A 13,524-nucleotide genomic window follows, 5' to 3' on the forward strand; every position below is an offset into this window, starting at 1 on the left:
CGACCACGGAGGACGCGGCTGCCCCGGCACCCCCAGGAGGCTCAGGTCTATAAGCGTTCCGTCAGAACTGTCAACGCATAGGCCCCGAAAGGGCGTTGGCTTTGCCCTTTTATTAACCGCGCAGACGTTTGAACGTCTTGGGTGGCCCGTGTCCCGCCGCCTCGCTCAGCCCTGTACCGCCGCCGGGTCCATCCACATGACCTCCCAGGTGTGCCCGTCGAGGTCGTCGAAGGCGCGGCCGTACATGTAGCCGTGGTCCTGGGTCCCGCCGCTCACGGTGCCACCGGCGGCGACGGCCTTGTCGACCAGCTCGTCGACCTTCTCGCGGCTCTCGGCGCTCAGACAGATCAGCACCTCGCTGGTCTTCGTGGCGTCCGCGATCTCCTTCTTGGTGAAGTCGGCGTAGCGCTGCTTGCTGAGCAGCATCGCGATGATCGTGTCGCTGATGACGACGCAGGAGCAGTCGTCGGTGGAGAACTGCGGGTTGATCGTGTAGCCGAGCTCGGTGAAGAACTTCCGGGACGCGGCCACGTCGTCGGTCGCCAGGTTCACGAAGATCATCTGCTGGTACATGGTGGGTCTCTCCCGTCGGTGCGCACGTGCACGTCGTCCGTGCCGTTCGAGGGGGTAGACCGGGCCTCGGCGCGGAACTCATCGCCGGCGCGGAACCTTTTTCGCCCGCGTTCCCCGCGTTCCCCGCGTTCGCGCGCGTTCCCGCGTTCGTCAGCGGGTCAGCGGCAGCGCGGCGAGGTCGGCGATCAGGAAGGTCAGCGGGGCGAAGACGGCCAGCAGCACGCCGGCGCGCAGGGCCGCGGCGGAGCGCAGCGTCGTGGCGGGCGCGCCGAGCCGCAGCAGGGCGGCGGTGACGTCGGCGCGGGCCTGCCGCGCCTCCACGGCCGCGGTGAGCAGGGTGGCCACGGTGCAGCCGGCCACGAGCAGCGCGCCCAGGGCGGTCAGCGGACCGAGGACGGGCGTACTGCCCTCGTAGAGGACGCCCATGGCGTACGTCCCCGACGCCACCGCGCACACCACGCCCAGCGGGCGGCCGATGCGGCCCGCCTCCTCCATCAGGATCCGGCCGGCCAGGAGGCGCACGGCCCCGGGCCCGGCCGCCTGGAGCAGCCGGCCGCACAGGTGGGTGAGGCCGGGGCCGGCGAGGGCGAGACCGAGAGCGGTCAGCAGCCAGCCGACGAGCACCGGCGTGGAGTCGGCGGCGAGGCCGCCGGGGAGCGCGGGGGCGGAGGCGCCGGAGGAGTCCGGGGTGCGGCCGGCGTAGGCCTCGACGGCGAGGCCGGCGGCCAGCACGGCGATGCCCCAGGGCAGGCCGGTGGGCGGCCGGCGGGGCGGCAGGGGACGCTGGGGGTCGGCCTCGCCGGGTTCGGGGTCGTCCTCCGGCGCGGGGCCGTCCTGGAGGAGGACCCCGGACGGGGCGCCGGTCCGCTCGGCCGGAGAGCCACCCGCGTCCGCCTGCACCTGGGCGCTCCGGGCAGGCTCCGTGGCGCCCCCCTTCGCCTGGCGGGCCCGGGCCGGGGGCTTCGTCTCCCGGGGCCGCAGGGCCAGCGCCACCGCCGTGGACGCGAGCGCCGGGACGACCGCGAGCAGGATCAGGGTCCCCGGCACGGGCAGGGGTTCTCCCGCGGCGAGGAAGTGCGAGGCGGCGCCGTCGAAGGGCAGGTCCGGGAGGCCCCCGCGCAGTTGGAGGAAGGCCAGCAGCGCGAGCAGGGTGCCGAACGAGCAGGCCAGTGCGGTCGTGGCCGCCGAGACGGCCATCAGGCGGCCGGGTCCGAGACCGAGGGCCGACAGGGCACTGCGGGGCCGGGTGCCGGGGTCGGTGCGGGCCACCGCGACCGCCAGGTACGTCGTGGCGGCCAGAGGCACCGCGCACCAGGACAGGCGCAGCAGTGCGGCGGACGGGTCGTCGGGGTGGCGGAGGGCGTAGGCGAGACTGCTCAGCAGCAGGAAGCCGGTGCCGGCCGAGGCCGCCGCGAGGGTCAGGCGGCGGAACTGGACGGCCGGGTGGGCGACGCGGGTCAGACGGAGAGCGAGCACGCGGCCCGGCCTTCCGTCGTGTCGCCGGCGGGGGGCAGGTGCACGGTGTTCACGCACCGTCCGTCCAGCAGTGCCACCGTGCGGTCGGCGAGGGCCGCGGTCTCCGGGTCGTGCGTGGCCAGGACGACCGTGATGCCGTGCGAGCGGGATGCCGTGGTGAGCGTGCGCAGCACATGGGCGCGGTCGGCCCGGTGCAGCGGGGCCGTGGGCTCGTCGGCGAAGAGCACCGTCGGCGCGGGGGCGAGGGCGCGGGCGAGGCAGACCCGCTGCCGCTCGGCCTGGCGCAGCTGGTGCGGCCGTCTGTGGGCCAGCTCGCCGACGTCCAGGCGTTCCAGCCACTCCAGGGCGGCCACCTTGGCCCGGCGCCGGCTGGTGCCGCGCAGCATCAGCGGCAGGGCGGTGTTCTCCCAGACGTTGAGCTCGGGTACGAGCACGGGGGCGGGGTCGATCCAGCCGAACCGGTCCCGGCGCAGCCGTTCCCGGGCCAGCGGGCCGAGGGTGTGCATGGGGGCGCTGTTGAACCACACCTCGCCCTTGCGGACGCGCACCATGCCGGACAGGCAGCGCAGCAGGGTCGTCTTGCCGCTGCCGCTCGGTCCGGCGACGGCGAGGATCTCGCCCTGCCGGACGCCGAGCGAGACGCCGCCGAGCGCGGGTGAGCCGTCGTTGTGGGTGTAGTGCAGGGCGCGTGCCCAGAGAACGTCGTTGTCCGGCGGGGCGTCCATGGGCGTACACCTCGGTTCTGATCGGGATTGCCGTGCCTTGTCCCGCGTATGGGGGAACGAGCGCAGAGATTCAAGGTCACGGTGCCGGTTCGGCGTACTGCGATCGATGGACAGCGCGTTGCGAGAACCCGGCACGCGTTGCCTCCTAGGCGTTTTTGCCATCCGGGCTGGTCTCAACCCGGCTGGTGCTGATCGCGTCAGACTCGGTCGTTCGCCGAACGACTGGGCAGCGTGAGCCAGGGATCCCTGTCGTCCTGCGAGGGGGGAGTCAAGACGCTAGGCAGCCGGTGCCGGGTGCCGGGACAGCACACGGCCCCGGGCCGCCGTTTCCCACTCGAACGGACGGCTCCGGGGCCGGTGATGATCATCTGATCGGAGGTGCGGGCCTCACCGCGCTCGCGCGCGGCGCGGCGGTCACAGCTTGGTCCACGCCTCCGTCAGCGTCGCGCGCAGGATCTGCTCGATCTCGTCGAAGGTCTCCTGGTCGGAGATCAGCGGCGGGGCGAGCTGGACGACCGGGTCGCCGCGGTCGTCGGCACGGCAGTACAGGCCGTTGTCGTACAGCGCCTTGGAGAGGAAGCCGTACAGGACGCGCTCGGTCTCCTCCTCGTTGAACGACTCCTTGGTGCTCTTGTCCTTGACCAGCTCGATGCCGTAGAAGAAGCCGTTGCCGCGGACGTCGCCGACGATCGGCAGGTCGTGCAGCTTCTGGAGGGTGGACAGGAACGCCGGCTCGTTGTCGAGCACGTGCTGGTTCAGGCCCTCGCGCTCGAACAGGTCGAGGTTGGCCAGGCCCACGGCAGCGGAGACCGGGTGGCCGCCGAAGGTGTAGCCGTGCAGGAAGGTGTTGTCGCCCTTGTAGAACGGCTCGGCCAGGCGGTCGGAGATGATGCAGGCGCCGATCGGGGAGTAGCCCGAGGTCATGCCCTTGGCGCAGGTGATCATGTCCGGGACGTAGCCGAACTTGTCGCAGGCGAACATCGTGCCGAGCCGGCCGAAGGCGCAGATGACCTCGTCGGAGACGAGCAGCACGTCGTACTGGTCGCAGATCTCGCGCACCCGCTGGAAGTAGCCGGGCGGCGGCGGGAAGCAGCCGCCGGCGTTCTGCACCGGCTCCAGGAAGACGGCCGCGACCGTGTCCGGGCCCTCGAAGAGGATCTGCTGCTCGATCTGGTCGGCGGCCCAGCGGCCGAAGGCCTCGGGGTCGTCGCCGAAGATCGGGGCGCGGTAGATGTTGGTGTTGGGGACCTTGTGCGCGCCGGGGACCAGCGGCTCGAAGGGGGCCTTCAGGCCCGGCAGGCCGGTGATCGACAGGGCGCCCTGCGGGGTGCCGTGGTAGGCGACCGCGCGGGAGATGACCTTGTGCTTGGTGGGCTTGCCGGTCAGCTTGAAGTACTGCTTGGCGAGCTTCCAGGCGGTCTCGACCGCCTCTCCGCCGCCGGTGGTGAAGAAGACCTTGTTGAGGTCGCCCGGGGCGTAGTCGGCGAGGCGCTCGGCCAGCTCCACGGCCTTGGGGTGGGCGTAGGACCACACGGGGAAGAAGGCCAGCTCCTGAGCCTGCTTGAAGGCCGTCTCCGCGAGTTCGGTGCGGCCGTGTCCGGCCTGGACCACGAACAGGCCCGCCAGACCGTCCAGGTAGCGCTTGCCCTTGTCGTCGTAGATGTAGGTGCCCTCACCGCGCACGATGGTCGGCACGGGGGAGTTCTCGTACGAGGACATGCGGGTGAAGTGCATCCACAGGTGGTCGTACGCGGTGCGGCTGAGGTCCTTGGTGCTCACGGTTATCGGGTCCTCACGGTTATCGGGTTCCCCACATGTAGGTCTGCTTCTTGAGCTTGAGGTAGACGAAGCTCTCGGTGGAGCGCACCGAGGGCAGGGCCCGGATGCGCTTGTTGATGACGTCCAGCAGGTGGTCGTCGTCCTCGCAGACGATCTCGGCGAGGACGTCGAACGAGCCCGCGGTCATCACCACGTACTCGACCTCCGACATGGCGGTCAGCGCGTCCGCGACGGCCTCGACATCGCCCTCGACGTTGATGCCGACCATCGCCTGCCGGCGGAAGCCCACGGTGAGCGGGTCCGTGACGGCGACGATCTGCATGACGCCCTGGTCCAGCAGCTTCTGCACGCGCTGGCGCACGGCCGCCTCGGACAGGCCGACGGCCTTGCCGATCGCGGCGTACGGCCGGCGGCCGTCCTCCTGGAGCTGCTCGATGATGGCGAGGGAGACGGCGTCCAGCTGGGGGGTGCCGTTCCCGTTGCGGGACTCGCGGGGCGAGTCCTTCTGGTCTGCGCTTCGACTGGCCACGTGCTCACTGTGCACGACGTCTCGACAGTTCCGCAAGCCTGGAGCGATGAAATTCGTTGTTTGAAGGACTTAGACGTGCGGATTTCGCAGAAGTGATGGCGATAGGGGTGTTGAAAACGTCGGAGTCCGGACTAGGGTGGGTGTCTCAGAGATCGGACACCATGAACCAACCCAGGAGGGCCGGCAGTGAGCACCGAGCTGCGTCGTCTGCGCAACTTCATCGACGGTGAGTTCCGGGACGCCGCCGACGGACGGACCACCGAGGTGGTCAACCCCGCGACCGGAGAGGCGTACGCGACCGCGCCGCTGTCCGGCCAGGCGGACGTCGACGCCGCGATGGCGGCCGCCGCCGCGGCCTTTCCGGGCTGGCGCGACACCACCCCCGCCGAGCGGCAGAAGGCCCTGCTGAAGGTCGCGGACGCCTTCGAGGAGCGGGCCGAGGAACTGATCGCGGCCGAGGTGGAGAACACGGGCAAGCCGATCGGGCTGACCCGCTCCGAGGAGATCCCGCCGATGGTCGACCAGATCCGCTTCTTCGCGGGCGCGGCGCGGATGCTGGAGGGCCGGTCGGCCGGCGAGTACATGGAGGGGATGACGTCGATCATCCGCCGTGAGCCGGTCGGCGTCTGTGCGCAGGTCGCGCCGTGGAATTACCCGATGATGATGGCCGTGTGGAAGTTCGCCCCGGCGATCGCGGCCGGCAACACGGTCGTCCTGAAGCCGTCGGACACCACCCCGGCCTCCACGGTCCTGATCGCGGAGATCCTCGGCTCGATCCTGCCCAAGGGCGTCTTCAACGTCATCTGCGGCGACCGCGAGACCGGCCGCATGATGGTCGAGCACGACACCCCGGCGATGGCCTCCATCACCGGCTCGGTACGCGCCGGCATCCAGGTCGCCGAGTCCGCCTCCAAGGACGTCAAGCGCGTCCACCTGGAGCTGGGCGGCAAGGCCCCGGTCGTGGTCTTCGAGGACACCGACATCGCCAAGGCCGTCGAGGACATCTCCGTCGCGGGCTTCTTCAACGCCGGCCAGGACTGTACGGCCGCCTGCCGCGTCCTGGTCCACGAGTCGATCCACGACGAGTTCGTGACCGCGCTGGCGAAGGCGGCGGAGGACACGAAGACCGGCCGGCCGGACGACGAGGACGTCCTCTTCGGCCCGCTCAACAACCCCAGCCAGCTCCAGCAGGTCGAGGGCTTCATCGAGCGGCTGCCCGCCCAGGCGCGCGTGGAGGCCGGCGGCAAGCGCGTCGGCGACACGGGCTACTTCTTCGCGCCGACCGTCGTCTCCGGCGTCAAGCAGGACGACGAGATCATCCAGAAGGAGGTCTTCGGGCCGGTCATCACCGTCCAGTCCTTCTCGGACGAGGACCAGGCCGTCGAGTGGGCCAACGGCGTCGAGTACGCGCTGGCCTCCTCCGTGTGGACCAAGGACCACGCCCGCGCCATGCGGATGTCCAAGAAGCTCGACTTCGGCTGCGTGTGGATCAACACCCACATCCCGCTGGTCGCCGAGATGCCCCACGGCGGCTTCAAGAAGTCCGGCTACGGCAAGGACCTGTCGGCCTACGGCTTCGAGGACTACACGCGCATCAAGCACGTGATGACGTCCCTGGACGGCTGAGCATCGCGACGGCTCGGACGTGACCGAACTCGCGGCCCCGGGTGGAGGGACGGACCACCCGGGGCCGCGGCGTGCCCCCTCCCGGCGGACAAGGCCGAGGCCGTGGGGGCGTAGCGGCGGCAGACTCGCGGTCGTGACGAACCCGTCGGAGGCGAACGCTCGACAGGCCGGCCTCGCCGTCATGTTCGGGCTGCCGGCGGCCTGGGCGCCGCACGACGCGAATTCACCATGGCCGCCGGGCTGGTGGGGGCGACCGTCGCCGCCGCCTCCGCCGCGGCAGAGGGCAGGGGGCAGGGGGCAGAGGACAGGGGGCAGGGGCAGAGGGCAGAGGCAGAGGCAGAGGCAGGGGCAGGGGCAGGGGCAAGGAGAGGGGGAGGGGCGAGCCGGGGCGGCCTGGGGTGACCCGGGGATGACTCACCCCTCTTTTTGAACACGTTCAATACGGGCGTACGCTCTTGCCATGAGCGACAGAGCCGCCCTGCTCAAGGGCATTCGTGTCTGGCTGGTTGTCTTCGTCGTCTGTCTGGTGCTCAGCGGGGCCACCGCCTTCCCGCTGGTGCACGAACTGCGGTGGTCCGAGAGCGCGTTGCGGTTCCTGGGGGTGCCCGATCACCTGCCCGGGCTCATGGACTGGATCGAGCGGGTACGGCACGGGCTCGACACCGCCGACGCCGACTACCCGTTCCTGCTGTACGGCACGGACTGGCTGGCGTTCGCGCATCTCGTCATCGCGGTCGCCTTCTACGGCCCCTACCGTGACCCGGTCCGCAACATCTGGGTCGTGGAGTTCGGGATGATCGCCTGCGTGGGCATCGTCCCGCTTGCGCTGATCTGCGGGCCGATCCGGGGCATCCCCTTCTGGTGGTCGCTGATCGACATGTCCTTCGGGGTGTTCGGGATCGCCCCGCTCCATGTCGTACGCAAGAAGATCAAGCGGCTGGAGGCACTGACCGGGCCGTCCGCGCCCCCGGCCGCCGCCGCTGCCGTCAGCGGTTGAACGCCGGGTACCCGAAGCGCTCGGCGGTGCCCGCGCCGTCGCCCTTGGCGTCGGTGGCGGTGACGTCGTAGACCAGGGTCCTGGACAGGTCGCGCGTCGCGGCGATGGCCGTGGCGTAGCCGGGGCGCGAGCCGGTCTTGCCCCAGATCACCTTGCCGTTCAGCTCGATCCGCTCCAGGCCCGCGCCGTACCTGGCCCCCGGCAGACCGGGAACGGTGAACATCTCCCGCAGCTGAGGCTCGGGCACCACCCGGCCGCGGAACAGCGCCACCAGCAGTCGTTGCAGGTCGGCGGTCGTCGAGATCATGTCGCCGGCCGCCCACCGGTCGGACATGTTCCAGTCGGTGACGTCGACCAGCTTCCCGTCGATCCAGTCGTAACCCCGGTTGTGCGCGCCGTGGACCCGGGGGTCGGCTCCCGCCGGGAACGAGGTGTGGCGCATGCCCAGCGGCCCGAAGATCCGCACCTGGGCCTGGTGGGCGTAGGAGTCGCCGGTCACCTTCTCGATCAGCATGCCGAGCACGGTGTAGTGGATGTTGCCGTAGGTCTGCCGCGTGCCCGGCCGGTACGCGGGTCCCTGAGTGGCCGAGCCCGCCACGACCTGACGTGGTGTCAGTGTCTCGAAGCGGTGCGGGTATCCCTCCTCGACCGTCTCGCCGAGGGACGGGCCGGGCTTCAGGCCGCTGGTGTAGTTCAGCAACTGCCGTACGGTGATCGGCTCGAAGTCCTCGGTGAGCAGGCCCGGGAGGTAGTGCTGCACGGTGCCGTCCAGGCTGATCCGCCCCTCGGCGGCCAGTTGCAGCACGATGGACGCGGTCACCACCTTCGTCACCGAACCGGCCCGGAACCGCCCGTCCCGCAGCGCGGGCGCCCCCGTGCGGATGTCCCGTACCCCGGCCGTGCCGCGCCATGTGCCGTCGCCGCCGACACGGACGTCCGCCGCGGTGACGTCCCTGTCCGGCAGCCCGGCGATCGCGGCGGACAGGGCCTCCACGTCCGGTCCGGTCGCGTCATGGGCCGTGGGTGCCCCCGGCGCGGCGGCCGGACCCGCGGCGGAGGCGGTCGCGGGGGCGGCGGACGCCCCTGCGGCGGCCAACGGCCCGGCGGCCAGGGCGAGGGCGAGACAGGCGGCGGTCAGGGCGGTGGTACGGGCTCGCATCGGCTGCTCCTGTGAGGTCCGAGGGGATTCGAGACGGGCTCACGGCCGATGTGCACGGCCGTCGCCGATCATCCTCGGGGCCCCGGCGGGCCGGCGGATCGTCGCCGAGGAGGGCATGCGCCCCCGACGCGGCCCGGAGCAACGGTCGTACGGGGCAAGGGGGTTACCGGGGAGACCCCCTAGGGGCCCAGGGGGTGTCTCGCCGATCATGCCGGGCTCGCGGCGCCTGGCACCGCACCTCGCCGCGTTGTCGTCGGTCGCCGATGCTCCGCATCGACTCCCTCCTCCGCCTTGCGGTGCTCCCCCACTGCCTGAACGGCGTGGGAGGTACCCCCACCGCCGGCCACCGCTCCCCGATCCGGCCCGATCGGCGAGACACCCCCTGGGGGAGCGCACGGAGTGCCCCGCTCACCGCCCGCGCAGCGCGCACAGGACGTCGATGCGGTTGGTCGTGATCGAGTCCACGCCGAGGGCGACCAGGCGGCGCAGCGAGCGGCGGGTGTCCGGGGTCCAGACGGACAGCAGGAGCCCCTCGCGGTGGACACGCGCGGCGAGCTCCCGGTCCACCAGGCCGAAACGGTAGTTCAGCCACCTGGGCCGCACCGCGTCCAGCAGACCGGGCCGCGGTGGTGCGAGCGTCGTCCAGGTCAGGGCGATCTCGGCGGAGGGGTCGGCCGCGCGCACCGCCAGCATCGTCCCCGCGCCCGCGCAGTAGTAGACACGGTCCTGCGCACCGCACTCGTGGACCACCCCGACGATCTCCCGCACCGTCCGAGGATCGGCCGCGCCCGGCAGGTCGAGCATGACCCGGCCGCCGTCCGTCGCGGCCAGCGCGTCCGCGAGCGTGGGCACCCGGCCCGCCGTCAGAGCGCGCACCTCCTCGGCGGACAGCGAGCGCAACGGCCGGTCGTGCCCCCACAGCCGCTTCAGCGACTCGTCGTGCAGCAGCACGGGCACGCCGTCCCGGGTCAGGCGCACATCGATCTCGACCGCGTCCGCGCCCTGGCCGAGCGCGGAGCGCAGCGAGTCGATCGTGTTCTCGGGGAAGCGGTAGGGGTCGCCGCGGTGCGCGACGGCGGTCACGGTCTGCATGCGACCCATTGTGTCCCGGGCCCGACGGCTCAGGGCGCGAGCCACCGCGCGGTGTAGGCGTCGATCTCGCCGGCGATGCGCGCCTTGCCCGCCTCGTCGAGGAAGGAGGCGTGCACCGCGTTCTTGGCCAGCTCGGCGATGCCCCGCTCGTCCAGGTCGAGGAGGCGGGCGGCCACGGCGTACTCGGCGTTGAGGTCGGTGCCGAACATGGGCGGGTCGTCGGAGTTGATCGTGACGACGACTCCGGCCTTGACGAACTCCCTTACGGGGTGTTCCTCCAGGGTGCGGACCGCTCGGGTGGCGATGTTGGAGGTGGGGCAGACCTCCAGCGGGATGCGGTGCTCGGCCAGGTGCGCGAGCAGCTTCTCGTCCTGGGCGGAGCTGGTGCCGTGGCCGATGCGCTCGGCGCGCAGTTCGGTCAGCGCGTCCCACACCGTCTGCGGGCCGGTGGTCTCACCGGCGTGCGGGACGGAGTGCAGCCCGGCGGCGATCGCACGGTCGAAGTACGGCTTGAACTGGGGCCGCGGCACGCCGATCTCGGGCCCGCCCAGCCCGAACGACACCAGCCCCTCGGGGCGCAGCCGGTCGTCGGTGGCCAGCCGCATCGTCTCCTCGGCCGATTCCAGGCCGGCCTCGCCGGGGATGTCGAAGCACCAGCGCAGCACGGTCCCGAACTCGGCCTCGGCCGCCTTGCGGGCGTCCTCGATCGCGTCCATGAAGGCACGCTCGTCGATGCCGCGGCGGGTGGAGGAGAACGGGGTGATGGTCAGCTCGGCGTAGCGCACCTGCTGGCGGGCCATGTCGCGGGCCACCTCGTACGTCAGCAGGCGGACGTCCTCCGGGGTGCGGATCAGGTCCACGACGGACAGGTACACCTCGATGAAGTGGGCGAAGTCCGTGAAGGTGAAGTAGTCGACCAGGGCCTCGGGGTCGGTGGGCACCTTGGAGTCGGGGTGCCGGGCGGCCAGTTCGGAGACGATCCGGGGCGAGGCGGAGCCGACGTGGTGCACGTGCAGTTCGGCCTTGGGCAGCCCGGCGATGAAGGCGTGCGGATCGCGAGGAGCGCGCTGGTCGGTCAAGGGGTTCCTCCCCGGGAACGGCACCGTGCGTCCCGAGCGGGCGGGCGCGGTGCGGGTGATCGGCTGATCGATGAGCACGGCCATGGTAGGCGCACGCACGGCACGCGTGGCCGGGGCGGTGGCCCGCCGGCCCGCAGCTCGCGGCCCTGCCCGACCGCCTGGCACGGCGCCGGCGACCAGGCCGTAGCATGGCGGGACGATCGACCGAGGGGGACGCGAGGACATGACGGACGGAACACGGGCGGGCTCAGGCGCCGGAGCCGAGGACAACCCGTGGGCGCCGCCCGAGAGCCGGCCTTCCCTGGAGAAGAACCCGCCGCAGGTGCCCCAGCAGCCCCCGGTGCGGGACCTGCCGCCCGTGCCGCCGCAGGCCCCGGGCGCCTCGCCGTCCGTGCACGACCAGTTCACCATCGCCTCGATGCCGTCCGGCGGCTTCCCGCCGCCGGACGCGTTCGCCGCCCCCGCCGACGCACCGCCCGTCGCCCCGGCAGGCGAGTCCGCCGTGCCCCCGCCGCCGATCGCCCCCACGGGCCCCGGCGGTCCCGCCGGCCCGGGCGGATACGGCTATCCCGGCCACCCCGGCTATCCGGGCTACCCGGGTCAGCCGGGCTACGGGGCCTACGGCTGGCCCGGCATGCCGCAGCCCCGGGAGAACGGCCTGGGCATCGCGGCCATGGTGCTCGGCATCCTGTCCTGCTGTCTGTTCTGCCTGTACGGCGTGGTCTCGGTCGTCCTCGGCATCCTCGCCGTGGTCTTCGGCATCAAGGGCCGCCGCAAGGCCGAGCGGGGCGAGGCCGACAACCACGGCCAGGCCCAGGCCGGCTTCATCACGGGCATCATCGGCATCGTCCTCGGCATCGCGGTGATCGTCCTGGTCGCCATCGGGATCACGGCCGCCATCAACGCGGACGACAACGGGTACGACGAGGTCCTCCGCGTGTCCGCCGCGGTCGTCACCGACCGCTGAACCTCCGCCGCCGAACCGGCCGGTGCGGTCCCTCGACCCGGCCGTGCGGCTCTCGGCACTCCCGCCCGTGTCCGTTCCGCAACAGCCTGCGCACAGGCCGTACACCGCCTGGATCACGGGCATTACGATGCCTTGACTGTCAACGGAGGGGAGCTCCAGCCATGTCCGACACCAATCCCGCACCCGGCGGCTTCGGGCCGCCGTCCCAGCCCCCGCAGCAGCCGGCGCCGGGATACGGATACCCGCAGTCCGGCCCGGGCTACGGCTACCCGCAGTCGGGCCCCGGCTACCCGACCGCGCCGCCCGTGGGCTACCCCCAGGCCCCCGGCTACGCCATGCCCATGCAGCCGAGCAACGGCATGGGCACCACGGGCATGGTGCTGGGCATCATCGGCGTCGTGTGCAGCCTGACCTTCTTCCTGTGGTTCTTCGGGGTCATCCTGGGCATCCTCGGGATCATTTTCGGCGCCATCGGACGGGGGAAGGCCAACAGGGGCGAGGCCACGAACAAGGGCGCGGCGACCGCCGGTCTCGTCTGCGGCATCATCGCCACGGTGGTGCTGCCGCTGCTCGGCATCCTGGTGTTCGCCAGCCTCATGAGCTCGGCAAGCACGTTCTGACGTCTTCCGTCGTGCCCCAGGGGCCGGCCCACCAGCCGGCCCCTGTGCCATGCGACACCCCCTGGCGCCCGTACATCGCCCGCGGCCCCTGCGGCCGACGTCAAGCGGTGAGCTCTTGCACGGGCGTTGAGCCCGCGACCGAGCGCACGCGCCACGCCACACCACGCCGAGGCCACCGGGGTCTGACGCACAGCCCCTCGAGGCTGCTCGCGCGCACGCGCTCCCGCCGAGGCCGCCGTTCCGGACACGCGCCTCCGCCGCCGCCCCTACACCGCCCCAGCGCGCAGCCGCTCCCGGGCCTCCATCAGGGCGAAGCCCAGCAGGTTCGGTCCCCGCCAGCGCTCCGGGTCCGCCGCCGCCTCGTCGTCCGCGGCCAGCCCGATGCCCCAGACGCGGTCCACCGGACTCGCCTCCACCAGCACGCGGTCGGCCGTGCCCAGCAGAAACTCCTTCAGTTCGGGGTGGGCGGCGAACTTGTGGACGCTGCCCGCCACCACGATCCGGAACCGCTCCCGCGCCCATATGTCCTCGTCGAAGCCGCGCACCAGCCGGCCCGCCTTCTTCGCCTGGGAGGGATGGCCCGCGGCCAGCGCCCGCCGCTCCGCCTCCGCGTCCCCGAACAGCCGCGCCTTGCCCGCCATCATCCAGTGCTCGGCGGTCGCGTACGTCACCCCGTCCACCGTGAAGGGCGACGGCCACCACTGGCTCAGGCAGTTCGCGCCCACCCGGCCGTCCGGCCGCGGCCGATGCCCCCAGAAACGCAGGTACTTGATCCTCGCCCCCGCGTGGACCTCCCTGATCAGGGCTTCCCAAGAATCGATCTTCCCCATGCATGCGAGTGTGGCACGCACCACTGACACTCCGTCCTGGCTTTTCCGTGCCGACTCGACACCCGGTCGACA

13 protein-coding genes are annotated in these 13,524 nt (G+C 71.9%); 4 read left to right on the forward strand and 9 right to left on the reverse strand.

Features of this window, described 5'->3' with window-relative positions:
* Nucleotides 1-165: 165 nt before the first annotated feature.
* The 5 genes from R2S09_RS12650 to R2S09_RS12670 all read right to left on the reverse strand — a co-directional run bounded on the left by R2S09_RS12650 (nucleotide 166) and on the right by R2S09_RS12670 (nucleotide 5,097).
* Nucleotides 166-573, reverse strand: a complete 408-nt coding sequence (locus R2S09_RS12650; protein ID WP_316740985.1) for a VOC family protein — start codon at nucleotides 571-573, stop codon at nucleotides 166-168.
* Between the two features lie 150 nt (nucleotides 574-723).
* Nucleotides 724-2,049 (reverse strand): hypothetical protein, encoded by a 1,326-nt coding sequence (locus R2S09_RS12655; RefSeq protein WP_316740986.1) that lies wholly within the window; start codon nucleotides 2,047-2,049, stop codon nucleotides 724-726.
* Complete coding sequence (locus tag R2S09_RS12660) at nucleotides 2,031-2,774, reverse strand: ABC transporter ATP-binding protein (protein ID WP_306190320.1); 744 nt, start codon at nucleotides 2,772-2,774, stop codon at nucleotides 2,031-2,033. The genes R2S09_RS12655 and R2S09_RS12660 overlap by 19 nt, the downstream gene beginning before the upstream one ends.
* A 414-nt stretch (nucleotides 2,775-3,188) precedes the next feature.
* Nucleotides 3,189-4,553: an aspartate aminotransferase family protein gene (locus tag R2S09_RS12665; protein ID WP_372337763.1), complete on the reverse strand. Its 1,365-nt coding sequence runs from the start codon at nucleotides 4,551-4,553 to the stop codon at nucleotides 3,189-3,191.
* A 19-nt stretch (nucleotides 4,554-4,572) separates the two neighbouring features.
* Complete coding sequence (locus R2S09_RS12670; protein WP_306190319.1) at nucleotides 4,573-5,097, reverse strand: Lrp/AsnC family transcriptional regulator; 525 nt, start codon at nucleotides 5,095-5,097, stop codon at nucleotides 4,573-4,575.
* 171 nt (nucleotides 5,098-5,268) lie between these two features.
* Here R2S09_RS12670 and R2S09_RS12675 point away from each other — a divergent pair, with 171 nt between their 5' ends.
* Together R2S09_RS12675 and R2S09_RS12680 are read left to right on the forward strand one after the other, a co-directional pair.
* Nucleotides 5,269-6,708: a gamma-aminobutyraldehyde dehydrogenase gene (locus tag R2S09_RS12675; protein ID WP_316740988.1), complete on the forward strand. Its 1,440-nt coding sequence runs from the start codon at nucleotides 5,269-5,271 to the stop codon at nucleotides 6,706-6,708.
* Between the two features lie 460 nt (nucleotides 6,709-7,168).
* Nucleotides 7,169-7,705, forward strand: coding sequence for a hypothetical protein (locus R2S09_RS12680; RefSeq protein WP_316740990.1), 537 nt, complete (start codon nucleotides 7,169-7,171; stop codon nucleotides 7,703-7,705).
* Here R2S09_RS12680 and R2S09_RS12685 read toward each other — a convergent pair.
* From R2S09_RS12685 to R2S09_RS12695, 3 genes are all read right to left on the reverse strand, one after another.
* Nucleotides 7,695-8,864 (reverse strand): serine hydrolase domain-containing protein, encoded by a 1,170-nt coding sequence (locus tag R2S09_RS12685; protein WP_316740992.1) that lies wholly within the window; start codon nucleotides 8,862-8,864, stop codon nucleotides 7,695-7,697. The genes R2S09_RS12680 and R2S09_RS12685 overlap by 11 nt on opposite strands.
* A gap of 408 nt (nucleotides 8,865-9,272) precedes the next feature.
* The gene (locus R2S09_RS12690; RefSeq protein WP_306190315.1) at nucleotides 9,273-9,956 is read right to left on the reverse strand and encodes a glycerophosphodiester phosphodiesterase; all 684 of its coding nucleotides are present in this window, start codon (nucleotides 9,954-9,956) and stop codon (nucleotides 9,273-9,275) included.
* Between the two features lie 29 nt (nucleotides 9,957-9,985).
* Nucleotides 9,986-11,119, reverse strand: a complete 1,134-nt coding sequence (locus R2S09_RS12695; RefSeq protein ID WP_372337762.1) for an adenosine deaminase — start codon at nucleotides 11,117-11,119, stop codon at nucleotides 9,986-9,988.
* A gap of 139 nt (nucleotides 11,120-11,258) precedes the next feature.
* Here R2S09_RS12695 and R2S09_RS12700 point away from each other — a divergent pair, with 139 nt between their 5' ends.
* Nucleotides 11,259-12,002 (forward strand): DUF4190 domain-containing protein, encoded by a 744-nt coding sequence (locus R2S09_RS12700; protein ID WP_316740995.1) that lies wholly within the window; start codon nucleotides 11,259-11,261, stop codon nucleotides 12,000-12,002.
* Between the two features lie 161 nt (nucleotides 12,003-12,163).
* Nucleotides 12,164-12,622, forward strand: coding sequence for a DUF4190 domain-containing protein (locus R2S09_RS12705; protein ID WP_306190312.1), 459 nt, complete (start codon nucleotides 12,164-12,166; stop codon nucleotides 12,620-12,622).
* 266 nt (nucleotides 12,623-12,888) lie between these two features.
* Here the strand turns inward: R2S09_RS12705 and R2S09_RS12710 are convergent, their stop codons facing one another.
* The gene (locus tag R2S09_RS12710; RefSeq protein WP_306190311.1) at nucleotides 12,889-13,452 is read right to left on the reverse strand and encodes an NADAR family protein; all 564 of its coding nucleotides are present in this window, start codon (nucleotides 13,450-13,452) and stop codon (nucleotides 12,889-12,891) included.
* Between the last annotated feature and the right edge of the window lie 72 nt (nucleotides 13,453-13,524).

It is taken from the genome of Streptomyces sp. MK7, assembly GCF_032658145.1.
Classification (GTDB): domain Bacteria; phylum Actinomycetota; class Actinomycetes; order Streptomycetales; family Streptomycetaceae; genus Streptomyces; species Streptomyces spiralis.

Coding starts and splice junctions, on each gene's coding strand:
- R2S09_RS12650 (WP_316740985.1), bottom strand. CDS start 573: ATGTACCAGCAGATGATCTTCGTGAACCTGGCGACCGACGACGTGGCC.
- R2S09_RS12660 (WP_306190320.1), bottom strand. CDS start 2,774: ATGGACGCCCCGCCGGACAACGACGTTCTCTGGGCACGCGCCCTGCAC.
- R2S09_RS12680 (WP_316740990.1), top strand. CDS start 7,169: ATGAGCGACAGAGCCGCCCTGCTCAAGGGCATTCGTGTCTGGCTGGTT.
- R2S09_RS12685 (WP_316740992.1), bottom strand. CDS start 8,864: ATGCGAGCCCGTACCACCGCCCTGACCGCCGCCTGTCTCGCCCTCGCC.
- R2S09_RS12690 (WP_306190315.1), bottom strand. CDS start 9,956: ATGCAGACCGTGACCGCCGTCGCGCACCGCGGCGACCCCTACCGCTTC.
- R2S09_RS12695 (WP_372337762.1), bottom strand. CDS start 11,119: ATGGCCGTGCTCATCGATCAGCCGATCACCCGCACCGCGCCCGCCCGC.
- R2S09_RS12700 (WP_316740995.1), top strand. CDS start 11,259: ATGACGGACGGAACACGGGCGGGCTCAGGCGCCGGAGCCGAGGACAAC.
- R2S09_RS12705 (WP_306190312.1), top strand. CDS start 12,164: ATGTCCGACACCAATCCCGCACCCGGCGGCTTCGGGCCGCCGTCCCAG.
- R2S09_RS12710 (WP_306190311.1), bottom strand. CDS start 13,452: ATGGGGAAGATCGATTCTTGGGAAGCCCTGATCAGGGAGGTCCACGCG.